Source organism: Curtobacterium sp. MCBD17_034 (assembly GCF_003234515.1).
Classification (GTDB): Bacteria; Actinomycetota; Actinomycetes; order Actinomycetales; family Microbacteriaceae; genus Curtobacterium.
Map to the genome: position 1 here is coordinate 271,734 of NZ_QKTN01000004.1, position 24,628 is coordinate 296,361.

The following is a 24,628-nucleotide window of genomic DNA, read 5'->3' on the forward strand; positions in this document are numbered from 1 at the left end:
GGATGGTCCGGTGGAGGGAGTTGGGCCTCCCGATCGCAGATCGTAGAGTCGTGGAACCGGGCTGTTCAGCAGTCTCGTCGCCACGACGGCCTCCGCGATCCGCGGAACGCTGGCACAGCGAGGCGGTCCGGCAGCGATGAGGTGTCCACAGCCTCGTGAAGGGCTGGTCGCATGACCGCCGTCCGTTCCTTCCTCACCGACTCCGACCGGTTCGCCGGTGTTCCGCGGAACCCCGCACTCCACTGCGCCGAGCAGACCCGAACACGATCCGGCCGCGGCGACCACACGCGACGGCCCGCCCACTCGGCCTGACGCCGGGCGGCGGCGGCGCGCGACGCGGCGCCCGGGCCTCCCGGCCGTGACCGCGCTCGGCCGGACCGCCGTACCGTGTGCGCGGTGACGACAGCGACCAAGGGCAGGGGCATCCCCGACGAGATCGATCGCGAGGGCCGGTCCGACGACGAGGTGGCGTCCGCCACGCGCGGGCACGTCCGGCGCATCGCGCTCATCGCGGCGCTCGGCGGTCTGCTCTACGGCTACGACACCGGTGTGATCTCCGGGACGTTGATCTCGATCGGCAAGGACTTCGGGATCGGCAACGGGGTGAAACAGCTCATCACGGCGGCGATCCTCGCCGGTGCCGTCCTCGGCGCGTTCTGCAGCTCCTGGCTCTCACGTCGCATCGGTCGGCGTCGGACGATCATGATCGTGGCGGCCGTGTTCGTGCTCGGCGTCGTGTTCGCCGGACTCTCCCCCGGGCCCACGACCCTCGTGCTCAGCCGCCTGTTCCTCGGCCTCGCCGTCGGGGGGTCGACGCAGGTCATCCCGACGTACGTCGCCGAGCTGTCGCCCCGGGAGCGGCGCGGGCGGATGGTCACCCTGTTCAGCTGTGCCATCGGCATCGGCATCCTGTCGGCCGCGTTCGTCAACGTCGCGCTCGACGACGTGCTCTCCTGGCGTTGGCTCATCATGCTGTCCGGTGTGCCCGCCATCGTGCTGTTGCTCGGCATGTTCGTGCTCCCCGAGAGCCCCCGATGGCTCGTGCACGCGGGCCGGGACGACGACGCGGGGACGGTCCTCCGGTGGGTGCGGCGGTCCCCCGCCGACGCGGGTGACGAGCTCGACGACATCCGGTCCGTCGCCGACCGCGAGCAGAACGGGGGCACCGGCGGGGGCGCGGCGTGGTCGCAGCTCCGGGAGCGGTGGGTGCGGCCCGCGCTCGTCGCGGGGGTCGGCGTCGCGATCCTGACGCAGATCACCGGGCTCGAGATGATGATCTACTACACGCCGACGATCCTGACGCAGGCCGGGTTCCCGCACGCGTTCGCACTCTGGGCGAACGTCGGGGTGGGTGCGGTGTACCTGCTCATGACGTTCATCGGCAGTCGGCTCGTGGACCGGATCGGCCGTCGGCGGCTCCCCCTGCTCACGCTCCCGTTCTCGGCGGCGAGCCTGGCGGCGTTCGGGGCGCTGTTCCTGTTCGGGGGCGACCACCTCAACCCGGTGCTCAGTCTCCTGTTCCTGCTCCTGTTCATGTTCTTCCAGTCCGGGGGTCTGCAGGTCATCGGCTGGTTGCTCGAATCGGAGCTCTACCCGCTCACCGTCCGACCGGCCGCGACGAGTCTGCAGGCGATGACGCTGTGGGGTTCCGACCTGCTCGTGACCGTCACGGCCCTGACGCTCGTGCTGTGGCTCGGGCTCGGCGGCGCGATGTGGGTCTACGCGGGGCTCAACGTGGTCGCCTGGGTGTTCATCTTCTTCCGCCTGCCCGAGACGAAGAACCGGTCGCTCGAGGACATCGAGCGGTCCCTGCGCGACGGCGTGTTCCTGCCCCGCGTGGGGCGGCGGAAGACGGCGCCGGAGGCGGAGGGCGCCCCGGCGTCGTGACGCCGGCGCGCTGACCCGCGCGCGGCACGACCCGCCGCGGTCAGTCGCGTGGGTGGAGCGCGGCGATCGACGGCATCCGGTCGCGCTCGATGTGGGAGTACGCCAGCGCCTCCGCCATCCGCTCGTCGCCGCGTTCGATCGCGGCGGCGAGTTCGACGTGGTCGTGGAACGCGTCGTGCACGTCGAGTTCGCTCGTCAGGTAGAACAGCCACTGCACGCGGCCGGAGACCGAGCGCATCGAGGCCTGCATGAGCGTGTTGCCGGTCATCTCCACGATCACCTCGTGGAACCGCGTGCTCGCCGCGGCGATCGCGTACGGGTCCCCGTCGTCGACCACGGCCTGCGAGTGCTCGAGCGCCTCGTGCAGTGCGTCGACGGAGGCACCACCCGCGACGGCGCGGGCGGCGTGGCGGGCCGCTCCGACCTCGAGGACCTCACGGAGGTCGAAGAGGTCGTGGACGAGGCGGGAGGTCCACGTCGCGACGACCGCTCCGCGTCGGGGCGTCGTGACGACGAACCCCTCGGACTCGAGCATCGGGACGGCCTCGCGCAGCGGGACGCGGGAGACCGCGAGCTCGTCGGCGATCCGGACCTCCGGCAGCTTCTGCCCCTGCGGGTACTCGCCGCGGATGATCGCCTCGCGGAGGCGCGCGTGGATCCGCAGTGGGAGCGACGGCGCGGCGGGGACGGTGGCCAGGGCGGCGATCTCGGGAGGGGTCATCAGGTCGATCTTCCTGGAAGCGGTGGACGGGGGGAAGGACCGCGGGCGCCGGCGTGCACCGGCGCCCGCGGACCTCACCCGGCGATGCCGAGCTTGCTGAAGTCCAGCTCGTTCGCGCCGATGTTGTGCGACTTCGCGACGCCGGTCAGCCACTTCTGCGCCACGACCCAGTCCTTGTTGTAGGAGAGGTTGTAGTAGCAGCCGGTCTGGGCGTACTGCTCGGCCGCGGCGACGTACTCGCTGTCGTCCCCGGTCTGCACGGCGTGGTCGAGCTTCTGGTCGACCGCCGGAACGTCGCAGCCGAAGTAGTCGATCCCGCCCGACTTGTCCCAGAAGACGTGGCCCCACATGTACGGGGATCCGCCGTCGGGGCCGTTGTTGCCGTCGAAGAACGCGTCCGGGCCCGTGGTCGGGTCGTTGATCCACCCGAACACCTGGGACGTCGGGTACGACTTCGCCGTGGCCGTGATGCCGTCGGCCTGGAGCTTCGCCGCCTGGATGTTCGCCATCTGCTGGGCGTTCGTGTTGCCGCTCGCGTAGCCGATGGTCATCGTGGTGCCGGACGGCAGCGTCTTCGCGTACGACTTCATCGCCGAGGGCTCGTACGTGATCGTCTGCTCGTCCTTGCCGCCCGGGATCATGCCCTTGGCGTAGAGGGTCGTCGCCGGCTCGGAGCGGCTGCCGAGCACCTGCTTGACGATCGACTTCTGGTCGATGCTCTCGAGGAACGCGAGTCGGGCCTGTTTGCTGCTGAAGAACGACTTGGTCGGGTTCACGGTGACCAGGGCGGACTGGAGCGTTGGGAGCATGTAGCTGGCGTACTGCTTGCTGTCCTCGTACTTCGACAGGCTCGACGAGGGCAGCGCGGCGACGATCGCGGACACGTCCCCGCGGTCGAACGCGAGCTGCAGCGCCGAGACGTCCGAGTAGATCGGCAGCTTCACGGTGGTGAACGGCGACTTCGTGCCCCAGTACCCGGCGTAGCGCGACAGGGTCCACGAGGTGCCGGGGTCGGCCGAGCTGATCTCGTACGGCCCGGTGCCGACGTCGTGGGTCTGCAGGTAGGTCTGCGCGTCGTCGGATCCGGCGTGCTTCTGCAGCGCGGTCGGCGACTCCATCTTCGGGCCGAACGGCGACGCGAGGTAGTCGAGGAACGCCGAGTTCGGGGCGTCGAGGGTGACCACGGCGGTCGAGGCGTCGGGGGTCGCGACGCTCTTGACGCCCTGCACCATGTAGGCGGCGCCGCCCTTGACGGCGATGCGGCGGTCGAAGGCGACCTTGACCGCCGCCGACGTGAACGGGGTGCCGTCGTGGAAGGTGACGCCCTTGCGGAGGTGGAACGTGTAGACGGTGTTGTCGCCGCTCACGGTCCACGAGGTCGCCAGGCGCGGCGCGATCTTCACCGAGTCGGTGTCGTCCGCGTACTGCACGAGCCCCTCGTAGGTGTTGAGCACGATCGCGAGGCCGTTGTTCGCGTAGTAGATGTCGGGGTCCGGCGGCTGGCCGATGTCGCCGAGCAGACCGACGGTGAGCGTGCCGTTCTTCGGTGCGGCGTTCGTGCTCGAGCCGCCACCTCCGGAACAGGCCGCGAGGGCGAGGAGCGGGACGGCCGCGGCCGCGACCAGCGCGATGCGGGTCCGCCGACGGAGTGAGCTGAGCCTCACGGTGTCTCCTTCGTGGATGGGGTGGTGCGTTGCGGGTGGGATGGGGTGGAGCTGGCCGTGGTCGCTCCCGCCGTCAGGCGAGGCGCGGGTCCGCGGCGGTCTGGAGGACGTCGGCGACCGTGTTCACGACGACGTAGATCGTGCCGAGCACGAGCGTCACCGCGGCGATCGCCGGGTAGTCGGAGGTCGGGATGCTGTTGGCGAGGTAGTTGCCCATGCCCGGCCAGCTGAACACCTGCTCGACGACGACGTCGCCGGCGAACATGAACCCGAGCTGGAGGCCCGCCATCGCCAGCGCGGGACCGATCGCGTTCCGGACGACGTGCCGCGCGAGCACGGCGCCCTCACCGAGGCCCTTGGACCGCGCGGTGCGGACGTGGTCGGCGGCGAGCGTCGTCTCGAGACCGGCCCGCAGGATGCGCCCGATCGCCAGGGCCGGGGCGATGGCGAGCACGGTCGCGGGCAGGACGAGGTGCGACACCGCGGAGCCGACCCCGCCGGTGCCCTGTCCGGACGCCGGGAGCCAGTCGAGCTGGGCGTAGAACAGGATGATCCCGCCGAGTGCGAGCAGGAAGGGCGGTGCGGTCGCGCCCAGGAGCAGCGCGCCCCGGTAGACGCCCGCGAACGGCCAGCGGAGCGCTGCGGAAGCCGCGAACAGTCCGGCGAGCACGAGTGCGATCACGAACGCGGCGAGCACGAGCTCCACGGTCGCGGGGAACGCCGATGCGAGATCGGTGGCGACGGCACGGTGGGTCCGGTACGAGGTCCCGAAGTCTCCGTGCAGCGCCCCGGCGAGGAACCGCACGAACTGCACCGGCAGCGGGTCGTCGAGCCCGAGGCGGTGGCGCTCCGCGTCGACGGCCTGCCGTGACGCGTTGGCACCGAGTGCCGCGCGGGCCGGGTCGCCGGGCGAGATCTGCTGGAGCAGGAACACGACGGCGCTGAGCACGAGGAGCACGGCCACGAGGGACCCGAGTCGACGGAGCAGGAAGCGGACCACGCTCGTCACCTCCTGGACCCGACGAGGGTGCGGATGCCGTCGCCGGCGAGGTTCGCGACGAGGCTGAGGACGAGCACGGCGACGCCGGGGACGACGGGCACCCACCACGCGCTGAGGAGCAGCTGCGTGTTCGCGGCGGTGTCGGCGCCCAGCTCGGGTGCGGGTGACGGCGCGCCGAGACCGAGGAACGACAGCCCGGCGAGCAGGAGCACGACGTTGCCGATGTCGAGGCTCGCGGTGACGATGGCGGTCGGCACGGCGGCGGGGAGCACGTGCCGGAACACGAGCCGTGCCCGGCCGACCCCGGCCACCCGGGCCGCCTCGACGTGGGGACGGGCGACGGTGGCGCGGATCTCGGACCGGATGATGCGTGCGTAGTAGGGCCACCACACGACCGAGATGCCGATGAGCGTGTTCGTGATGCCGGGTCCGAGCGCCGCGACGATCGCGATGGCCACGAGCGTGGACGGCAGCGCGAGGAACAGGTCGGTGACCCGCATGAGCACGCTGTCGACCCACCCGCCGGCGACGCCCGCCGCCACGCCGACCACGCCGCCGACGACGAGGCCGACCGCGACGACGGCGAGTGCCGAGAACCAGGACGTCTGGAGGCCGTACAGCGTGCGCGAGAGGATGTCGCGCCCGATCGAGTCGGTACCGAGCAGGTGTCCCGGCGACCCGAGCGGGAGTTGCACGCCGCCGACCGGCTGGATCGGGTCGTCGGGCGCGATGAGGCGGGCGACGATCGCGACGACGGTGAGTGCGCCGAGCAGCCCGACGAGCACCCATGCCGTGGTGCGTCCGGCGTGCACGCCGCTCGTGAACGCCGCGGGTGAGAACCGGCGGGTCGCGACGACGGCGCTCACCGGGCCACCGCGATCTCGGGGACCGACGCGACGAGCGTGCGGGTGTACGGCTCACGTGGGTCGCCGATGACGGTGTCGGCGGCGCCGAGTTCGACGATGCGACCGCGCTCGACGACGGCGATCCGGTCGCCCATGAGCCGGGCGACCGCGAGGTCGTGCGTGACGAACAGGACGGTCATGGCGAGTTCCTCCCGCATGTCCCGGATGAGGTTGAGGGTGGTCGCGGCGAGCGAGGCGTCGAGCGCGCTCGTCGGTTCGTCGCACAGGAGCACGGCGGGCCGCACGACGGTCGCTCGGGCGAGCGCGACGCGCTGCCGTTGCCCACCGGACAGGTCGGAGGGGCGGAGCCGTGTGACCGATGCGGGGAGACCGATGGCGTCGAGGGCCTCGGACACGCGTCGGTCGGTCTCGGTGCGGCCGAGCCGCTGCGGGCGGAGCCGCTCGGCGAGCGTCTCGCCGACCGTCATCCACGGGGTGAGTGACGACCCGGCGTCCTGGAACACCATCTGCGCGCCGCCGTCGGCGACCCGGATGTGTCCGGACCGGACGGGCACGAGGCCGGCGATCGCGCGGAGGATCGTCGACTTGCCCGAACCGCTCTCGCCGACGATCGCGAGTGACGCACCGGCGGCGACGTCGAAGCGCATGCCGCGCACGGCCTCCACGGTGCGGCGCCGTCGGCCGTGGCCGGTGACGTACGTGCAGACGACGTCGTCGACGACGACCGCCGGGGCGGGGGCCGTGCCGTCACCGACGCGGGCGGCACCGGCCGGTGCGGCGCGGGTGGCGACCGGCCGGGAGGCGCGGCCCGGGCCGGGTGCGACCGCGGCGGTCCGCGGCGTGGCCGCGTCGGTGCGCACGACCTCGGCCGGGGCCCAGCACGCGGCTGCGTGGTCCGGCGCGGGTACCGAGGCGTCGAGCCCGGGGGTCTCGGCGACGCACCGGTCGAACGCGAGGGGGCACCGTGCGCGGTACGGGCAGCCGACGAGGCGTTGCTCGGGCGTCAGCGTGTCCGGCGGCAGGGTCGGGAGCCGGACGTCGCGGTCGAGGCCGAGCGACAGGCGGGACCGCATGAGGCCGGCCGTGTACGGATGCGCGGGGGCGGTGAGCACGGCGTCCGTCGGACCGACCTCGGCGAGGCGTCCCGCGTACATCACGGCGATCCGGTCGGCGATCTGGGCCGCGACGCCGAGGTCGTGGGTGATGAGGAGGACGCTGCAGCCCTGCTCGTCGCGGAGTTCGCGGAGCAGGTCGAGCAGCTGCGCCTGCACGGTGACGTCGAGCGCGGTGGTGGGCTCGTCCGCGACGACCAGGGCGGGCCTCCCGGCCATCGCGATCGCCGCCATGACGCGCTGGCGGAGGCCACCGGAGAGCTCGTGCGGGTAGACGCTGAACCGCATCGCGGGGTCGGGCACGCCCATCGCGTCGAGGAGGGCGATCGAGCCGGCGCGGTCCTGCCCGGCCTCGACGATCTGACGGCCGACGCGCATCGTCGGGTTGAGCGACGTCATCGGGTCCTGGAACACGGCGCCGAGCGCGGTGCGCCGCGCACGAGCACGTTCGGCCTCGGTGCCGTGGGCCATGTCGGTGCCCTGCACCCGGACCTCGCCGCTGATGTGCGGACGGGCGGCGTCCGGCAGGAGCCCGAGCAGGCTCATGGCGAGCATGCTCTTGCCGGAGCCGGACTCCCCCACGAGCCCGACGATCTCGCCGCGGGCGATGTCGAGGTCGACGCCGCGCAGCACCGCGCTGCGGGCACCGTCACGTTCGAGCGACACGTGCAGGTCCCGGATCGACGCCGTCACGCCGCCCGTCCTGGCCGCCGCGCCCGTGGCCGTGCCTCCAGCGTTCGGGGTGTCCATGGGGTCGCTCACGCCGTCACCTCCGTCGTCGCGAGGTGCGCCGCGATCGCCCGCGGTTGGGTGAACCAGACGCGGTCCCGGTGTGCGGTCATGTGCTGCAGGGCCCGGTCGAGAGCACGGAGGCGGAACGGGGCGCCGGAGATGAACGAGTGCACGACGACGCTCATGACGAGCGGCTGCTCCTCGGAGCGTTCCAGGAGCTCGTCGAACTCGTCGACCACCATGTCGGCGAACTCGGACGCCGACGCGCCGCGGCCGACGATCGTCGTGCTGTCGTTCACCTCGAGCGCGTACGGCAGCGCCACGATCTCGCCGGCAGCGGTCGTGATCGGCACGGGGCGGTCGTCGAGACGCAGGTCGAGGAGGTAGCGGTACCCGCTCGCGACGAGGTTGTCGAGCGTGGAGGGCGTGTGGGTCAGCCAGGGGCTCGACCAGCCGCCCGGCGCCTCGCCCTCCTCGGCGGCGATCCGGTCGGCCACGGCGGCGACGTACGCGGCCTCCTCGGCGCTCGACATGGCCCCGAGCGAGTCGGAGTTCGAGATGCCGTGCCCGACGAACTCGGCGCCCAGGGCCCGGGCGGCCCGGATGAGGTCCGGCGCGGCGTCGTACACGGCCGTGTTGAGGAGCACGGTGGGTGGGATGCCCGCACGGTCGAGACGCTCGAGCAGGCGGAACGCCCCGACGCGGTTGCCGTAGTCCCGCCACGAGGTGTTGACGAGGTCCGGCGCGGTGACGTCCGGCACGATGTCCTCGGTCGCTCCGACGCCGAAGCGGTACTCCTCGAGTCCGACGGCGACGTAGACGGCCAGGCGTCGGCCGTCGGGCCAGTCCCGGCCGGGCGCGTCGGTGATCGGCCGGTAGTCCCAGAAGCCGTGACCCGGGGCCGTGTCGGTGCGGGTGTCGTCGTGCGTCATGCTGTCGTCCTGTCCGTGGCGATCCACCTGGTCATGCCCACGTCGGTGCGGGCGGCCCGCCGCACCACGGCGTCGTACGCCGGGTACAGGGCGTCGGCCGCGGCCCACGTGCGTTCGAGCGCGGGACGCCGGGCTGCGTGCAGCTCCCGTGCCTCCGCGAGGAGTGCGGCCTCGTCGACCGAGACCACGCGGCCGCCCTCGGCGACGATCCGACCGGCGACGACCGTCATCCGGACGCTGCCGCCGGACTCGCAGTAGACGAGCTGTCCGCGGAGGTCGTTGAACGGCGTGAACGCCGGCGCGTGCAGGTCGAGCAGCGCGAGGTCCGCCTGCGCGCCCTCGGCGACGCGGCCGATCCGGCCGCGCTCGGCGTTCCACCCGTCGCGGCGCATCGCGGCGGCGCCGCCCTCCCAGAGCGCGTCGAGGACCTCGGCCGGGAGTGGCCAGCGGTCCGCGTCGAGCCCGGCGACGTTGTGGATGAGACCGGCCTGCTTGACGACGCCCCAGGTGTTGACGGTGTCGTCGCAGATCGCCTCGTCGACGCCGAGCGCGATCCGGATGCCGCGGTCGCGCATGGCGCGGAACGGCATGACGCCGCTGCCGAGCCGCAGGTTGCTCACCGGGTTGTGCGCCACGACGGCGTCCGCTGCGGCGATGAGGTCCAGGTCGTGCTCGTCGACCCACACCGCGTGGATGACGTTGACGCGGTCGCTGAGCAGCCCGAGGTCCGCGGTGTACCGGACGAGGCTCCGCCCGGCGAACCGTTCCTGCCCGCTGCCCGGCGCGGAGAGGGCACGCTGCGTGCGTGTCTCGAGCATGTGGGCGAAGAGCGGGACGTCGTGCGTACGGCTGAGGTCGTCGAGCGCACCGAAGTACTCCGGGCTCACCCGCTGGGGCGCCGAGATCGACACCGCTGCGGTGAGCCGGCCGTCGGCAGCGCCGTGCCACCGCCGGAACAGGTGGTCGTACGCGGCCAGGAGTTCCGGTGCCGCGGCCGGTGCCGGCGCGTGGAGTGCCGCGGGCAGCGCGTCGTCGGCGTCGTCGAGGAACGGGAGCTTGTCGGCGTCGGCGAGCTCCGGCTGGTCCAGGGCGACGCTCGCGCGGATGCCGCTGTCCTCGTACGCCTGCATGACGGCGTCGATGACGTCGGGATCGGGCGCCGGCATGAGGAACGCGTCGTCCTGCACGCTCGTCGTCCCGGTCCGGAGCATCTCGAGCGCGCCGAGCATCGTCCGGAGGTACGCCTCGCGCGGGGTCGGGGCGAGGTCGGGGTCCGCGGGCGACTCGTAGAGCATGAAGGTCTCGAGCGGGCGGCTGGGGAACGCGCCCTTGAGGTGGTTCGCCGGCGAGTGGAAGTGCGCGTTGACCAGTCCCGGGACGAGGACGTGGTGCCCCCCACCGGCGACCACCCGCGCGTCCGCCGGAGCCTGCTGCCGGACCGCCGGGCCGATCGCGCGCACGGTGTCCTCGACGACCAGGAGATCGGTCGGCCCCACCATGCCTGCGGGCGTCTCCGGTGCCCAGACGAACACGTCGGTGAACAGCACGCTCATGCCCACACCTCGCTCGTGGTCGGGGACCCGGTCGGCGCGGCCCAGGTGTTCGCACGCGAGGTCGTCAGCCCCTGCGCGAGCAGCCCCTCGACCGCGGTCGTGGCGGCGGCGACACCGTCGACCACCGGCACGCCGAGCGCGTCCCCGAGGCCGGACACCAGGTCCGTGAGTCCTGCGCAGCCGAGCACGATGGCCTCCGCACCGTCCGCGACGAGCGCGTGCCGTGCCTCCCGGGCGAACGCGTCGAAGGCGGGGCCGGCGCCGGTCTCGATCTCCTCGACCGCCACGTCGACGGCGCGGACGACGCAGCGGTGCCCGAGGCCGAGCGACGCGACCACGCGGTCGGTCATCGCGATGGTCCGCGGGGGCATCGTGATGACGGTGAACCGGTGGGCGAGGAGCGCGGCGGTCTGGAGCGCTGCCTCCGTCATGCCGACGACCGGTCCGCGGGCGCGCTCACGAGCGGCCGGGAGGCCCGTGTCGCCGAAGCAGGCGACGACGTAGCCGTCGACCCCGTCGCGTTCGCCCTGCTCGACCTGCGCGAGCACACCGGCGGCGCCGAACACCTCGTCGACGTGGGTCTCGACGGTCGCCGGCGCGCCAATGGAGTGGCTCGCGGTCAGGACGGTGTCCGGGCGCGCGACCGCGCGGGCGGCGGCCAGGACGGCGTCGGTCATCGGCAGGCTCGTGTTCGGGTTGAGGAGTCGGACGTGCATCAGGCGGCCCCGGTCGTCGTGGCGGTCGGTGCGCCACTCGGTGCGGCGGCGGCCGCGGTGCGCTCGTCGAGGAGCGCCGTGACGCCGTGTGCGCTGATCGCGACGCGGGCGGCGGCGGCGCCGGCGTGGGCCGCCGCGACCGGGTCCGCGCCCGTCTGGTGGGCGGCGGCGAAGGCGCCGCAGAACGCATCGCCCGCGCCGGTCGCGTCGACGGGGGTCACGACGTCGGTCGGCACGACGAGCGTCCGGTCCGCCGTCGCCACGACGCAGCCGCGCTCGGCCGTCTTGATCACGACGAGGTCGGCCCCGGCGGCGCGGAACACCGCGGCTGCTGCGACGAGGTCGTCGGTCCCCGCGAGGGCGACCGCCTCGACCTCGCTCGGCAGGAACACGTCGCAGGTCGGCAGGAGCGCGAGGAGCGCGTCCTCGTTGCCCGCGACGTAGTCCTCCTGCAGGTCGAGGTAGACGGTCGCCGCGGTCGCGGCGCGGAGCCACGGGCCGAGGGCGAGCTGTGACCGGAGGCTCATGGCGGAGACGAGCACGCCCGTGGCCGTGAGCGCGGCGGGGGTGACGTCGTCCGGGTACACCGACATCGCGTCGAACGCGTCCTCGCCGTCGAGGAGGTCCCAGGTGCGGGTGCCGTCCGCGGCGTAGGTGACCCGGTTGCGGACGGTGCGTCCGTCGCGCGGCCGTGCCGACTCGACGCGGATCCCCGCGTCGGCGACGTCCTGGAGGAGCGCGGCGGGCAGGTCCGTCCCGACCGGCGCGAGCATGCGGACGTCGTCGAGCACGCGTCGCGCGGCCAGCGCCGCGAAGAGCGCGTCGCCGCCGAGTGCGGTGGTGGTCACACCGTCGATGACGGAGTCGTCGATCGTCAGGTTGCCGACGCACAGGAGGCTCGGCGCGGCCGCGTCCTCACGCATGCGTCGCCGCCGTGGTCGTCGTCCCCGCCTCGGCCGCCACCGCGGCCTCGGCCGTGGCGAACTGCTCCATCGCGAGCAGGTAGCCGGTGAGCTGGGCCGGGAGGACCGTGAGGAGTGGGCTGATCGGCTCCGGGACCGCCGGGACGGTCACGACGTCGTCGGCGACGTCGTCGAAGTCGTGCACGCCCTCGGTCGTGACCACCGTGACGCTGCCGCCGAAGCGCTTCGCCTCGCTCGCGGTGTGCACGGCGCGCGGCACGGACGGCCCGGCGGGCGCGATCACCCAGATGGGCTCCCCCGCCTTGAGCGAGTTGTAGTGGTGGAACTCCTCGACCTGGATCGCCTCGGCGTGGTCGGGGGTGCACTCCTTGACCTTGGCGGCGCCGATGATCGCCGCGCCCCACGAGGGGCCGGCGGCCGAGAACAGGAACGCGTCGGCGGCCTGCTCTCGCTGTGCGATGGCGCGCAGGCGGGGCTCGGTCTCGGCGATGACGCGTTCCATGAGCGCGGGCACCGTGTCGAGCGCCTGCCGGAGTGCGGGGGCGGCCGCGTGCCCGCGGAGCGCACCGACGCGGATGGCGAGGTCGACGAGGAGCGCGAGCGCCGTGGTGGAGGACTGGGTGGGCCAGCCGACCCGGGTGGCTCGGAGGAGCAGGGTGCGCTCGGACTCCGTGTCGAGCGTGGAACCCGCCGTGTTCGTGATCGCGACGGTCAGGGCGCCGATGTGCTGGGCGACGAGGGCCGCCTCGACCGTCCGGGTGGTCTCCCCCGAGCTCGAGAGGGCGATGACGACGCTGCGGGTCGTCACGAGCGGTGCGAGGTAGTACGCGAGGTCGAGGCTCTGGACCGGCTCGACCGGGACCCCGAGCATGAGCTCGAGCGTCTGCCGCGCGGCGATCGCCACCGCGAGGGAGTCCCCCGCGCCGGTCACGAACACGCGGTCGACGTCCATCGCGGCGATCCGGTCCGCGAGTTCGTCGAGGGCGGCGTCGTTGGCGGCCAGGGTCTCGCGGATGCGGTCGGGCTGCGCGATGAGCTCCGGGTAGGTGGCCTCGTCCCGCGCGCGCCGCTTCGGGTCGAGCGGGTGGTCCGTCGGCAGGGCGACGATCGACGCGTGCTCCGCGGCCGACACGCGCTCGACGATCTGCTGCTGGCGCGCGTCGAGCGGGCTGTCCGGGCCGATGAACGGGCTGGGCGGGGTGGTGGTCATGGTTCCTGTCCTGGGGTCCGGCGCTGGTGCTGGTGTGGGGTGGGCCGTGCGGGCGGGGGCGGGGCCGGTGTCGCCGGGCGTCAGGCGGCGGCGGGCACGAGCGCGCGGCCGAAGGCGGCGGCGACCGCGGGGTCGACGCGCGCGTCCGGGGCGCTCGACCGCTTGATCGCGCTGCCGAGGATCGCGCCGTCCGCCCGGGCGACGGTCTTCGCGATGGTGTCGAGCCCGACGCGGCCACCGACGACGAAGGGCGCGTCCAGGGCGGTCGCGCGCAGGCCGTCGATGTCGTCGAGCGCGTCACCGACGCCGCTGTCCCGGGTGACGACGAGGACGTCGGCGCGACCGAAGGCCCGGGCCTCCTGCGCGGCCCACGCCGCGCTGCCCGCGAGTGCCAGGCTCGTCGCCTCGTGCACGTCGGCCCAGACCTCGACGTCGCTGCCGAGGCGCTGGCGCATCGCGGCGACCTCGTACGCGCAGCCCTCGATCCAGCCGGTCGGGCCGACGGAGACGCCGGTGAGCACCTTGACGCGGACGAACGTGGCGCCGATCGCGTGGGCGATGGCGACGGCGCTCGGGCCGTCGTTGTGGCCGACGACGACACCGACCGGGACGTCGACGGCCCCGACGACCGCGGCGCCGACGACGGACAGCGCCGCGACCGTGGGGGCGTCGACACGCACGGCCTGGGGCATGTCGCTCGCGTCCTGCACCATGACGTGGGTGAAGCCGGCGTCCTGCAGGGCGCGGGCGTCCTCGGCGGCGCGCACCGCGATGTCGGCGACCGGGACGCCCGTGTGGTTCACGGCACCCGGGAGCGGCGGCAGGTGCAGGACGCCGACCAGGCGGAAGCCGGTCGGGTCGGTGTCGGGGTGGCGCAGGGAGTCGGTCACGCGGGGCGCTCCTCGGGGTGGAGGGGGTGGGTGACCAAACGGTATACAGAACCGTGTTTCCGGGGTGTGAACGCGCGTTACCGGCTCGTGAAGCGATGCTGGACGCGGTACCGGCGTGCGAGGGAAACCCCTGCTGAGGAGCAGTTTCAAGCCGCCGTCAGGAGCTCGGCGGAGCGGTCAGGATCGCGATGTCGTGTATACGAGGAACCGGGTCAGGGCGTCGATCCGGCCGGCCGGTCGTGGTCGGCACCGTCCCAGAGGTCGCCGCACTCGACCCGCTCCACCCCGTGCTGCCGGAGGTACGCTCCGGCCCCGCGGTCGCCGTGCAGGGACGCCGCGAGCGGTGCCCAGTGTGCGCGCCCGACGAGCACGGGATGCCCCGGTCGGTCGCCGAACACCGCCTGCCGGAGGCGGGCACGGCGGCCTCCGTGCGGTCCGCAGGGACCGGGCGGGTCCACCTCGAGCAGGCGTCGGACGGCAGCGACGGGGAGCTCAGGGAGGTCCACGAGTGTCACGAGGACCGCGTCGGCGCCGCCTCGTGCGCCGTCGTCGTCACACGAGCGGTCGTCGGGTGCGCGGTCGCCGTCGGCGACCGCGACCAGGCCGGCGCGGAGCGACGCCCCCAGCCCCTCCGCCCAGGCGTCGGCGACGACGACCCGGACGGCCGGATGGTCGGGTACGAGCGGCCGTGCGACATCGGCGGCCGCTCCGAGGACCACGACGACGGTCCCGCAGCCACCGTCGAGCAGGGTCCGGACGGCGCGCTCGACCCAGGGGCGTCCGTCGGCACCCCGGACGAGTGCCTTCGGTCGGCCCATGCGGGAGCCTGCGCCGGCGGCGAGCACGAGGCCGACGACCGTGCTGCCGGGACGCTCCCCGGTGGCGTCGGTGGTCACACGAACCCGGGCACCGACGTCCACGCAGCGGGGGCCTCGGCGACACCGTCACGGACGACCGAGCCGGAGATGAGTCCGTACGGGCGGTCGGCGGCGTAGAACACCTCGTTGGGGTTGTCGAGGCCGAACGGCGCGAGGTCGACGAGGAAGTGGTGCTTGTTCGGCATCGAGAAGCGGACCTCGGCGATCTCGGGGAACGCCTCGATCGCGGCGCGGCCCATCGCGAACAACGTCTGCTGCAGCGCGTACGAGTGGAGGTCGGCGAAGGTCGCGAGCATGCGTTCGAGGACGCCCGCGTGGGTGGCGTTCCAGTCGATGCCCGCCTCGACCGCCTCGGGCAGGTACCGCCAGCGCGCCGTCACCGAGGTCGCCAGGATCCGGTCGTCGGTCTCGGCGAGCGTGGTGTAGCGGTCGCGGGGGAACCCGTGGAACTCGCTCCCCGTCGACTTGAGCACGGTCAGGTCGGTCACGCCCGCGAGGACGTGCACGTCGTCGCCGTCGACCTGCACGACCGCGGTGCGGGTGCCGCTGCCGGCGCGGACGAAGGCGTGGTCGTGGTCGCGGCCGTCCACCGGGATGCGCGCCCACCCGTGCTGGTCCGCGGTCAACGTCGCGCCCTCGTACCAGTCGAACGCCGTCGTGAAGTGTCGGCCGAGACGGAGCAGGAACTCCTCGGGGCTGTGCACGCCGTGCTCGCGGGCGAACGCGTAGACCGTGTTCTTCTGCGTGTCGGTCGCCAGGACCTTCGCGTTGTCGCCCGACGTGTACGAGTCGGCGAGGGCGGCACCGCGGAGCTGCGTCGTGATCGTCAGGTCCTCGATCTCGTGCCGGTCGGTGTCCCGCGTCACGCGGACGAGGCGGACCTCGGCCTTGCCGTACTGGTTCGGGCCCAGGTGCACGCTGGATGTGTCGGTCATGGGGTCAGCTCCCTCGGTAGGTGGAGTAGGCGAACGGACTGATGAGCAGGGGCACGTGGTAGTGGCCCGCCGGGGGTTCGGGCACGACGAAGGTGACGTCGACGCGCGGGTGGAATACGGGGAGCCCGAGTCGCGCCCAGTGCTCCCCCGTGGCGAACGTCAGCGTCCACGCGCCGGGCGGCAGGAGGTCCGGGCCGAGGTCCCCGACCCGGCCGTCCTCGTCCGTCGTGCCGACCGCGACCACGGAGCCGGCGGCGTCGGTGAGCGTGACGGCGATGCCCGCGGCGGGCCTCCCGTGCGTCGTGTCGAGGACGTGGGTGGTCACGTGGCTCATGCGACGCTCCGTTCGAGCCGGAGCAGGGCGATCGCGCGGAGCTGCTCCGCGACCTCGGCCCGCTCGGTGTCGTCGTCGTCGTCGAGTCGCCGCCGGAGCTCGGCGAGGATCTCCGGACCCGTCCTGCCGGCGGCACGGATGAGGAACACCCGGCCGAACCGCGCCTCGTACGCGACGTTGCCCTCGCGGATCGCGGCCGCGGTCGTGGCATCCGTGTCGGCGGAGGCGGCCTGCTCGGTCCGCGACGCCGCGGCGCTCGCGCCGGTGCCGGTCGCCCGGTCGCCGATGCGGGGGTGGTCGGCCAACGCGGCCTCGACCTCGTCGTCGGTCCAGCCGGCCGCGAGGTCGCCGGCGTGCTGCGCGAGCGCGGCGGTCGTCGCGTACGGACGGGCGGACACGACCGCGTCCACCCAGCGCGGGACGTCGGCCCAGCTCCGGACGAGCGCCGCGGCGGCGTCCGGGTCGAGGGCGTCGAACTCAGTCACGTCCATGGCGGTCCTCCCCCGGGTGCCGCTGCGGACCTCCCGGTCGTCCTGTGGGGCGCCGACGGTCGCCCTCGTCGAGTTCGCCGAGCGCGGCGTAGGTGCTGGCGATGGCGGCGACGCGGTCGCGTCCCGCCGGGCCGCTCGCGTCGTACACGTCGTTCGCGATGGCCGCGACGACCGCCGCCATCGCGGCGAGGCTGTCGAAGGCGGACGGCGAGTCGACCGGACACAGCACGAGGGTGCGTGCGGACGCTGCGAGCACCGCGGCGGTCGGGTCGGCGATGACGACGACGTCGGCACCGTTCGCGACGCACTGCTCGACGAGCGCGCCGACCACCGCGGCGTGCCGACGCACGGTCACGACCACCACGAGGTCCTCGGCCCCGACGTCGGCGACGTCCTCTCCGACGCTCTGGCCCGCGGAGGGAGCGAGTCGCACGTCGGCGCGGACCTGGGCGAGCTGGGCGCGCAGTTGGAGCGCGATCGGATGGGCGTTGCGGACCCCGACCACGGTGACGCGTCGGGCGTGCACGATGCGGCGCGCGAGTCCCGCGCGGTCCGCCCGGCCGAGGGAGGCGAACGCGGCGTCGAGGTTCCGGCGTTCGACCTCGCGCGCGTCGACGTGCGCGGCGTCCTCGGCGGACCACGGCAGGCCGGCACCGCGGGCTGCCATGAGTGCCTCGCGGACGTCGGCGGCGTCGCGGTAGCCGAGCGCGCGGACGAGCCGGCTGACGGTCGCCTTCGACGTGCCGGCCTCGGCCGCGGTCTCCGCCGAGGTGCGGAGGACGAGGAGCTCGGGGTCGTCCCGGACCACGGCCGCCACCCGTCGTTCGGCCGGGGTGAGGTCGTCCCAGACCCGGGCGATCCGGCTCCGGAGGTCCGGCGCCGTCACGGGCCGACCTCCGCCGCCGCCAGCGCCTCGACCGCGGCGACGAGCGCGTCGAGCCCGAGGGCGATGTCCGCCACCGACACGAACTCGTCGGGGTGGTGGCTGATGCCGTCCGGGTTCCGGAGGAACAGCATCGCGACGTCCGTCACGAGGCCGAGCGACATCGCGTCGTGGCCCGCCTTCGAGAACAGCTCCGGTGGGGTCGGTTCGCCGGTCGCCCGGATGCCCGTCCGGACGGCGTCCATGAGCCGCGGTGCGCAGAACACGGCGGGCGCGGCGTGCACCTCGGTCGGCGTGATCGTCAGGCCGCGGCGCTCCGCGATCCGGTCGAACTCCGCGACCAGGGCGTCCCACACACGGTCCCGTCCGTCGTCGAACTCGCCCCGGAGGTCGACGGAGAGCCGCGCGTGCCCCGGGATGACGTTCACCGCGCCGGGTTCGACCGTCATGGTGCCGACGGTACCGATGTGCTGCTCGGCCACGCAGGTCCGTTCGACCGCGAGGGCCACCTCGGCCGCGCCGAGCAGCGCGTCGTGGCGCATCTCGTACGGTGTCCCGCCCGCGTGCCGGGCCTCCCCGACGACCTCGACGCTGAACCGTCGCGCAGCGGCGATGCTCGTGACGACACCGAGTGCCTGCCCGGACCGGTCGAGGAACGGGCCCTGCTCGATGTGGGCCTCGAGGTACCCGGCGAGCGATCCGGCGTCGACGGCGGCCTCCCCGACCCGGGCGGGGTCGAGCCCGAACGCGGTGAACGCGTCGCGCAGCGTCGTGCCGTCTCCGTCGGCGAGGTCCCACCACGCGTCGTTCCACACGCCGGCGACCGCGGAGGAACCGAGGAGTGCTTTGCCGAAGCGGGTGCCCTCCTCGTCGGAGAACGCGACGACCTGGATCGCGAACGGCAGGTCGTGGACGCGGTCACCGAGCAGCTCGACGAGCGCGATGCCCATGAGCACGCCGACGATGCCGTCGTACCGTCCGGCGTCCACCACGGTGTCGAGGTGCGAGCCGACGAGGAGCACCGGTCGGGGATCACCGTCGGCACCGAGCGCCGCCACCCGTCCGTGTAGGTTGCCCGCGGCGTCCTGCCACGTCCGCAGCCCCGCCTGCTCCATCCACCCGGCCGCGATCGTGTTCGCCCGCGCGTGCTCGGCGGACAGGTACACGCGGCGGATGCCGCCCTCCATCGAGGTCACGGCGGCGAGCTCGTCGCAGCGGTCGGCGATCGTCGCGGCCCGTGCCGCCGCCGGACGGGAGGCGCGCGTCGGCTCCGTCACCGTGCCTCCCGGTCCACGGTCGGCGTCGCGCGCACGCCCGCGTAGACGTCGAGCGCGGCGTCCACGCCGCCCCCCTGCGGAACCGCGACGCCCGCACGACGGAGGCACTGCTCGAGCGCGGCGAGGGTCGTCACGACGGCGTCCTTCCGGGCGTTCACCCCCATCGTGCCGATCCGCCAGACACGACCGTGCAACGGCCCGAACGAGGTGCCGATCTCGATGCCGTGGTCCTCGAGCATGGCGGAGCGGACCCGGTCGCCGACGACGCCCTCGGGGATCTCGACCGCGACGACGTTGTGCATCTTGTGGGCGACGTCGCCGAACACCCTGAGTCCGAGCGCGCGGACCCCCTCGAGCATCGCGGCGCCGGCCAGGGCGTGCCGGGCGGCGAAGGCATCGCGCCCCTCGTCGAGCAGCACACGGGCGCACTCCCGCGCGGCGTAGAGCATGCTCGTGGCCTCGGTGTGGTGGTTGAGGCGTCGCGGCCCCCAGTAGTCGAGGACCATGCCGAGGTCGAAGTAGTTCGACCGGATCGGGTCGTCCTGCACGTCGTCGCCCGGCTCGCGGATGCCGGCCTCGACCGAGTGCCGTGACCGCACGACCGCGACGGCGGCGTCGGACAGGCTGAGGGGCGCACTGCCCGAGGGACCGGACAGGCACTTCTGCAGGCCCGCGGTGACCGCGTCGATCCCCCAGGCGTCCATCTCGAACGCGTTGCCGCCGAGGCTCGCCGTGGCGTCCGTGTAGAGCAGGACGCCGTGCCGGGCGCAGATCGCGCCGAGCTCGTCGAGCGGTTGGTTCATCGTCGTCGACGTGTCGCCCTGCACGATCGCCAGGACCGTGGGCCGGGTCGCGATGATCGCCTCCTCGATCACGGACGGCGGGAACACCTGGCCCCAGTCGGTCGTGATCGTGTGCACCTCGGCCTGCGCGCGGGTGGCGATCTCGACGAGCAGGTGGCCGAAGCGCCCGAACACGGGCACGAGCACCCGGTCACCCGGCGCCAGCAGGGACACGAGCGCGGCCTCGATCCCGGCGCGCGAGGTGCCGTCGACGAGCACCGTGGCGTCGTTGTCGGTGCCGAACACCTGGCGGTACAGGCCCTGCGTCTCGGTCATCGTCGCGGTCATCCACGGGTCGTACTGCCCGACGAGCGGGGTCGACATCGCCCGGAGCACGCGCGGGTCCGCGTTGACCGGGCCGGGACCCATGAGGAGTCGTGCGGGCGGGTCGACTGGCTGCATCTGTGTTCCTTCCGTTCCACGGTCGACGCTACTGGGCCAGTCGTTTCAAGCGTGTAACAGGTGCCGCCGCCCGGTTACCGCTCAGCGCCGCGGCGTGCCGAGCGACACGGCGAGGTCGATCAGCGCCACGTCGCGTCCCGGTGAGCCGACGAGGCAGACGCCCACGGGCGCGCCGTCGACCATGAGGAACGGTGCGGACACCGCGGGCAGACCGCCCACCCCGGCGACGGCCGTCATGCGGAGCGTCGCGGCACGGACCACCTGGACGTCCGCCGCGTCGGCCGTGCGCAGCGGCGCGGGGCCGGGCACGGTCGGGAGGCACAGGACCCGTCCGTCGAGCGCGGTCCGGACCGCGGTGCGGAGCTCGGCGAGTCGGCGGCGGGCCGTGGCCTCGGCCGCGGCGTCCATGGCGGCGGCAGCGTCGAAGCGGGCGAGCACGTCCACGCCGAGGGCGTCGCGGTGCGCGGTCACCCAGGTGCCGTCGTTCCGCCACGCCTCGGCGGCCTGGACGACGCGGAGGGTCTCGGCGAGCTCGTCGAGCGGCGGCAGCGCGACCTCGTCGGGCTCGAGCCGGGCCGCCGCGAGCCACCGCCGGAAGGCAGCGCCGGTCGCGGGCTGGACCGCGTCGAGGAGCGCTCGGGACACGACCAGGTCGGCGGCGTCGAGGGGCGGGTCGGCGGCGTCTCGGTCCGGGGGCACATCGGCGGGGCGGGATGCACCGGACGCGACCGCGGCGGCGCGGACGGTCGCGGCGTCCCGGGCCAGCCACCCGATCGTGTCGAACGACTGCGCGAGCGGGAGCAGTCCCTCCCGGTCCACCAGACCGTGCGTCGTCCGGAGCCCCCAGAGCCCCTGGTACGAGGCGGGGACGCGGACGCTCCCGGCCGTGTCGGTGCCGAGCGCCAGGTCCGCCTGGCCGAGCGCGACGGCGGCCGCCGGGCCGGAGGTCGAGCCGCCCGGCATGCGGTCCGGCGCCGCGCCGTTCGGCGGGGTGCCCGTGTGCGCGTTGCGGCCCGCGATGCTGTAGGCGAACTCGTCGGTCCGGGCGATGCCGGTGATCGAGGCGCCCGCGTCGAGGAGGGCACGGACGGCCGGAGCGTGGGTGGTCGCCGGCGGGGCCTCGCGCTCCCACACCGGGTTCCCCGCACCGACGACCTGCCCGCGGATGGCGAACAGGTCCTTGACCGCGACCCGGACGCCGGCGAGCGGGAGCGCGGCACCGGCGAGCGGGAACGCGGTACCGGCGAGCGGGAGCGCTGGGTCCCGTGCTCCTCGGTCCGGTGCCGGCACCGACGCGCCGGGCACCAGGGGGTCGCCGACGACGCGCCAGATCGTCCGGTCGAACGCGGGTGCCCGGCCGGTCACGTGCGCGGCGGCGATGCGCCAGGAGCCCTCCGTGCGGCGCCAGAGCTGCGTCTGGATGCCCCGGCCGCCGCTGTCGACGTGCGACTCGGCCACCACCAGCACGACGTCGTCGGTGAGCGGCCGCAGCTCGGTCCGTCCGATGCTCCGCCCGGGCACACCGCCACGCGCCGAGCGGAAGGCGCTGATCCGGTCGTGTCCGACGAGCAGCCCGGCCGCGTCGGCGCGGAGGGTCTCCGGCCCCGGCTCGAAGAGCGCGTCGAGGACCGCGACGTCGTCGGCGAGCAACGCCGCCTCGTAGCGGTCGAACGCCGCGTGCAGGCCCTCCGGCCAGCTCGGTCCGGTCACCGTCGCGCGCGGGTCGACCCCGCCGACCTCACCGGTCACGGGGCACCGCCGGACGGGGCACCGCGGCACGGGGCACCGCGGTGAAGTCGGCCACGCGGATGGTCGCGTGCACCCCGCACACGAGGTCGACGACCTGCGACACGCGGAAGTCGGTCGCGGCGCTGAGGTACGCGTACGCGATGTGCTCGTCGACACCCCACCGGGCACGGACGAGCGTGATCGCCTGGCGGACGCACCGCCGGACGGCCTCGTCGAGGTCGGCGTCGAGGCCGGTGGGCACGAGGTACTCCGCGGTCTCGCCGAGCGGCCCGGCGAGCTCACCGAACTCCTGCAGCGCACGCTCGCGCGGCACGACGTCGACCCGGAACGTGGCGCGGAGGGAGGCCTCCATGGCGGTGAGCGCGACCTCGCCGTCCCCCTGCGCGAAGTGCGGGTCGCCGACGTACACCCCGGCACCCGGGACCTGCACGGGCAGGTGCAGCGTCGTCCCGGCGGTGAGCAGCGCGATGTCGAGGTTGCCGCCGTGCGGGCCGGGCGGCACCGAGTGCGGGCGGAGGTCGTCGGACACCTGCACGCCGACGATGCCGAGGAACGGCCGGAGCGGGAACGTCACGAGGCGCGGGCCGCCGTCGGCGACCGGCAGACGGCCGCGCAGTTCGCCGTCGCGCTCGACCACGTCCGCGAACACGCTCACCGGGAGTTCGCCGCGCGGCATCTCGCCCGGGAGCGCCCCGCGGCCGTGCCGGTTCGACACGATCCCGTACGGCACGCGAGGCATCGCCTCGAGCAGCGTCATCGACACGAGGTCGCCGGGCTCCGCGCCCGCGACGGCGACCGGCCGCGAGACCACGTGCGGCCCGTCGACCGGGTCGCGACGGAGCTCCTCGGTGATCGCGACGGCGTCGTCGAGCACGAACTCCCGCGGGACGCCGTGCCGGGCGAAGAACGCCACCGGATCGCCGCCCTGGTCCGCGAGGATACCCTCGTGGCTCACGGTGTCGAACGTCACGGTGTCGCCGGGCTGCACGGTCGTGACCGGCCGGTCGTCACGCGCCGGGAGGCGCCCCCACAGCACGTCGCCCGGTCGCGCTTCGACGAGGTGGTCGCCCCGCACCGGTCCGGTCCCGGGTTGCAGGACGCCGTCCGGGAGGACCGTCCCCCACTCCGTCACGTCCGCCCGCTCCACGGCGCGTCCCCCCTGCGGCTCAGGCACGGCGGAGCAGCCGTCCTGCGACTGCGGTCACGCCCTGGTCGGCGGTCGCGATCTGCGCGCCGTGCAGCCACGTGCGCGTGACGCGGCCACGGAGGGTCCGTCCGTCGTAGGCCGAGATCGGGTTGCGGTGCTCGAGCGCCTCGACGTGCACGGTGTCCTCGGCGTCGGGGTCGAACTCGACGAGGTGCGCGACGGCGCCGGGCGCGATCGCCGCACGGTCGGTCATGCCGACGAGGGCGGCCGGCCCGGTGGTGAACGCGGGCACGATCCGCTCCAGCGGCACACCCCGCCGGGCCGCCTCGGTCCACATCGCGCGGAACCCGACCTGGAGGCCCGCGATGCCACCCCACGCGAGGCCGAAGTCGCCGCCGCTCCCCCGCTTGAGGTCGACCGTCGACGGCGAGTGGTCGGTGACGACCATGTCGATCGTGCCGTCGAGCAGGCCCGCCCACAGGGCGTCCTGGTTGCCCGCCTCGCGGATCGGCGGGCAGCACTTGAACTCGGTCGCGCCGTCCGGCACGGACTCCGCGTCGATCGTCAGGTAGTGGGGGCAGGTCTCGACCGTGATCGGCAGCCCCTCGCCCTTGGCGGCGCGGAGCATCGGCAGCGCTCCGGCGTCGGACAGGTGCAGGACGTGCGCCCGTGCCCCGGTCGCGCGGACGCCGTCGATCACCCGGGCGATCGCGTCCTCCTCGGCGGCCGGTGGACGCGACGCCAGGAACGCGCCGTATCCCGTGCCGAGGGCTCCGCCGTCCGCGAGGTGCGCGGGGTCCTCGGCGTGCACGATGAGCACGCCGTCGAACGCCGCGATCTCCGCCAGTGCACGCCGGAGCTGGTCGGCGTCGAGGTGGCCGAACTCGTCGACGCCGGAGGGTGCCAGGAAGCTCTTGAAGCCGTACACGCCGGCGTCCCACACGGGCCGGAGCGCACCGAGGTTCTCGGGGACGGCGCCGCCCCAGAACCCGACGTCCACCGCGACCCGACCCTCGGCCCGCTCCCGCTTGACGGCGAGTGCGTCGACGGTGGTGGTCGGGGGCACCGAGTTGAGCGGCATGTCGACGATGGTCGTGACACCGCCGAGCGCCGCGGCACGGGTGGCCGACGCGAAGCCCTCCCACTCCGTCCGGCCCGGCTCGTTCACGTGCACGTGCGTGTCGACGAGCCCCGGGAGCAGCACCCGGCCGGCCGAGAGCTCGACGACCGGCACCTCCACCGGTGCGTCGAGGGGCAGCACGGCGTCGACGAGGCCGTCCCGCACGAGGACCGTGGCCGGACGGAACGCGCCGTCCGTCCAGACGTGGTGGCCGCGGACGGCGACCGGCGCGGTCGCGTGCACCGCGCCTCCCGGATCGGTTCGCTGAGGCTGCATGTCGGGAGGATCGCACAGCCGTGTTTCCGGCATGTCTCGGCGGGTGGGTCGACACCCCGCCAGCCGTAACCGGGCGGAAACACGCCGA

Annotated in this window: 22 protein-coding genes; 1 reads left to right on the forward strand and 21 read right to left on the reverse strand. The window is 74.0% G+C overall.

What is annotated here, in order from left to right; genetic code table 11:
• Positions 1-396: 396 nt before the first annotated feature.
• Positions 397-1,887 (forward strand): sugar porter family MFS transporter, encoded by a 1,491-nt coding sequence (locus tag DEI92_RS09940; RefSeq protein ID WP_220037483.1) that lies wholly within the window; start codon positions 397-399, stop codon positions 1,885-1,887.
• 40 nt (positions 1,888-1,927) lie between these two features.
• On the opposite strand, the gene DEI92_RS09945 is transcribed toward DEI92_RS09940, so the two are convergent.
• The 21 genes from DEI92_RS09945 to allB all read right to left on the reverse strand — a co-directional run bounded on the left by DEI92_RS09945 (position 1,928) and on the right by allB (position 24,540).
• Complete coding sequence (locus tag DEI92_RS09945; protein WP_111013354.1) at positions 1,928-2,608, reverse strand: GntR family transcriptional regulator; 681 nt, start codon at positions 2,606-2,608, stop codon at positions 1,928-1,930.
• 74 nt (positions 2,609-2,682) lie between these two features.
• The gene (locus DEI92_RS09950; protein ID WP_111013355.1) at positions 2,683-4,272 is read right to left on the reverse strand and encodes an ABC transporter substrate-binding protein; all 1,590 of its coding nucleotides are present in this window, start codon (positions 4,270-4,272) and stop codon (positions 2,683-2,685) included.
• 73 nt (positions 4,273-4,345) lie between these two features.
• On the reverse strand, positions 4,346-5,281 hold the full coding sequence (locus DEI92_RS09955) for an ABC transporter permease (RefSeq protein WP_220037484.1): 936 nt from the start codon (positions 5,279-5,281) through the stop codon (positions 4,346-4,348).
• Positions 5,278-6,138 carry an ABC transporter permease gene (locus DEI92_RS09960; protein ID WP_111013356.1) on the reverse strand — a complete coding sequence of 287 codons (861 nt, stop codon included), beginning with the start codon at positions 6,136-6,138 and terminating at the stop codon, positions 5,278-5,280. Before DEI92_RS09960 ends, DEI92_RS09955 begins: the two co-directional genes overlap by 4 nt.
• On the reverse strand, positions 6,135-8,012 hold the full coding sequence (locus DEI92_RS09965; protein WP_220037485.1) for an ABC transporter ATP-binding protein: 1,878 nt from the start codon (positions 8,010-8,012) through the stop codon (positions 6,135-6,137). Before DEI92_RS09965 ends, DEI92_RS09960 begins: the two co-directional genes overlap by 4 nt.
• Positions 8,009-8,914 (reverse strand): polysaccharide deacetylase family protein, encoded by a 906-nt coding sequence (locus tag DEI92_RS09970; protein ID WP_111013358.1) that lies wholly within the window; start codon positions 8,912-8,914, stop codon positions 8,009-8,011. Before DEI92_RS09970 ends, DEI92_RS09965 begins: the two co-directional genes overlap by 4 nt.
• Positions 8,911-10,467, reverse strand: a complete 1,557-nt coding sequence (locus tag DEI92_RS09975) for an amidohydrolase family protein (protein WP_111013405.1) — start codon at positions 10,465-10,467, stop codon at positions 8,911-8,913. Before DEI92_RS09975 ends, DEI92_RS09970 begins: the two co-directional genes overlap by 4 nt.
• Positions 10,464-11,183 carry an aspartate/glutamate racemase family protein gene (locus DEI92_RS09980; protein ID WP_111013359.1) on the reverse strand — a complete coding sequence of 240 codons (720 nt, stop codon included), beginning with the start codon at positions 11,181-11,183 and terminating at the stop codon, positions 10,464-10,466. The genes DEI92_RS09975 and DEI92_RS09980 overlap by 4 nt, the downstream gene beginning before the upstream one ends.
• Entirely contained in the window at positions 11,183-12,106 is a 924-nt protein-coding gene (locus tag DEI92_RS09985; RefSeq protein WP_111013360.1) for a carbohydrate kinase family protein, read from the reverse strand. The genes DEI92_RS09980 and DEI92_RS09985 overlap by 1 nt, the downstream gene beginning before the upstream one ends.
• Entirely contained in the window at positions 12,099-13,316 is a 1,218-nt protein-coding gene (locus tag DEI92_RS09990) for an SIS domain-containing protein (RefSeq protein ID WP_111013361.1), read from the reverse strand. Before DEI92_RS09990 ends, DEI92_RS09985 begins: the two co-directional genes overlap by 8 nt.
• 80 nt (positions 13,317-13,396) lie before the next feature.
• Complete coding sequence (locus DEI92_RS09995) at positions 13,397-14,206, reverse strand: BtpA/SgcQ family protein (RefSeq protein WP_181434817.1); 810 nt, start codon at positions 14,204-14,206, stop codon at positions 13,397-13,399.
• Between the two features lie 212 nt (positions 14,207-14,418).
• Entirely contained in the window at positions 14,419-15,102 is a 684-nt protein-coding gene (locus tag DEI92_RS10000; protein WP_258370153.1) for an NTP transferase domain-containing protein, read from the reverse strand.
• On the reverse strand, positions 15,099-16,019 hold the full coding sequence (gene pucL / locus DEI92_RS10005) for a factor-independent urate hydroxylase (protein WP_111013363.1): 921 nt from the start codon (positions 16,017-16,019) through the stop codon (positions 15,099-15,101). Before pucL ends, DEI92_RS10000 begins: the two co-directional genes overlap by 4 nt.
• 4 nt (positions 16,020-16,023) lie before the next feature.
• Positions 16,024-16,353 (reverse strand): hydroxyisourate hydrolase, encoded by a 330-nt coding sequence (uraH, locus tag DEI92_RS10010; protein ID WP_111008990.1) that lies wholly within the window; start codon positions 16,351-16,353, stop codon positions 16,024-16,026.
• Complete coding sequence (gene uraD / locus DEI92_RS10015) at positions 16,350-16,844, reverse strand: 2-oxo-4-hydroxy-4-carboxy-5-ureidoimidazoline decarboxylase (RefSeq protein WP_111009327.1); 495 nt, start codon at positions 16,842-16,844, stop codon at positions 16,350-16,352. Before uraD ends, uraH begins: the two co-directional genes overlap by 4 nt.
• Positions 16,831-17,730 carry a MurR/RpiR family transcriptional regulator gene (locus tag DEI92_RS10020; protein ID WP_111013364.1) on the reverse strand — a complete coding sequence of 300 codons (900 nt, stop codon included), beginning with the start codon at positions 17,728-17,730 and terminating at the stop codon, positions 16,831-16,833. Before DEI92_RS10020 ends, uraD begins: the two co-directional genes overlap by 14 nt.
• Positions 17,727-19,004 carry an allantoate amidohydrolase gene (locus tag DEI92_RS10025; protein ID WP_258368464.1) on the reverse strand — a complete coding sequence of 426 codons (1,278 nt, stop codon included), beginning with the start codon at positions 19,002-19,004 and terminating at the stop codon, positions 17,727-17,729. The genes DEI92_RS10020 and DEI92_RS10025 overlap by 4 nt, the downstream gene beginning before the upstream one ends.
• Positions 19,001-20,248 (reverse strand): alanine--glyoxylate aminotransferase family protein, encoded by a 1,248-nt coding sequence (locus DEI92_RS10030; protein ID WP_111008988.1) that lies wholly within the window; start codon positions 20,246-20,248, stop codon positions 19,001-19,003. The genes DEI92_RS10025 and DEI92_RS10030 overlap by 4 nt, the downstream gene beginning before the upstream one ends.
• Positions 20,249-20,329: 81 nt before the next feature.
• Positions 20,330-21,997 carry an AtzH-like domain-containing protein gene (locus DEI92_RS10035; RefSeq protein ID WP_258370154.1) on the reverse strand — a complete coding sequence of 556 codons (1,668 nt, stop codon included), beginning with the start codon at positions 21,995-21,997 and terminating at the stop codon, positions 20,330-20,332.
• The gene (locus DEI92_RS10040; protein ID WP_375342540.1) at positions 21,987-23,171 is read right to left on the reverse strand and encodes an acetamidase/formamidase family protein; all 1,185 of its coding nucleotides are present in this window, start codon (positions 23,169-23,171) and stop codon (positions 21,987-21,989) included. The genes DEI92_RS10035 and DEI92_RS10040 overlap by 11 nt, the downstream gene beginning before the upstream one ends.
• Positions 23,164-24,540, reverse strand: coding sequence for an allantoinase AllB (allB, locus tag DEI92_RS10045; protein WP_111013365.1), 1,377 nt, complete (start codon positions 24,538-24,540; stop codon positions 23,164-23,166). The genes DEI92_RS10040 and allB overlap by 8 nt, the downstream gene beginning before the upstream one ends.
• Positions 24,541-24,628: the final 88 nt, after the last annotated feature.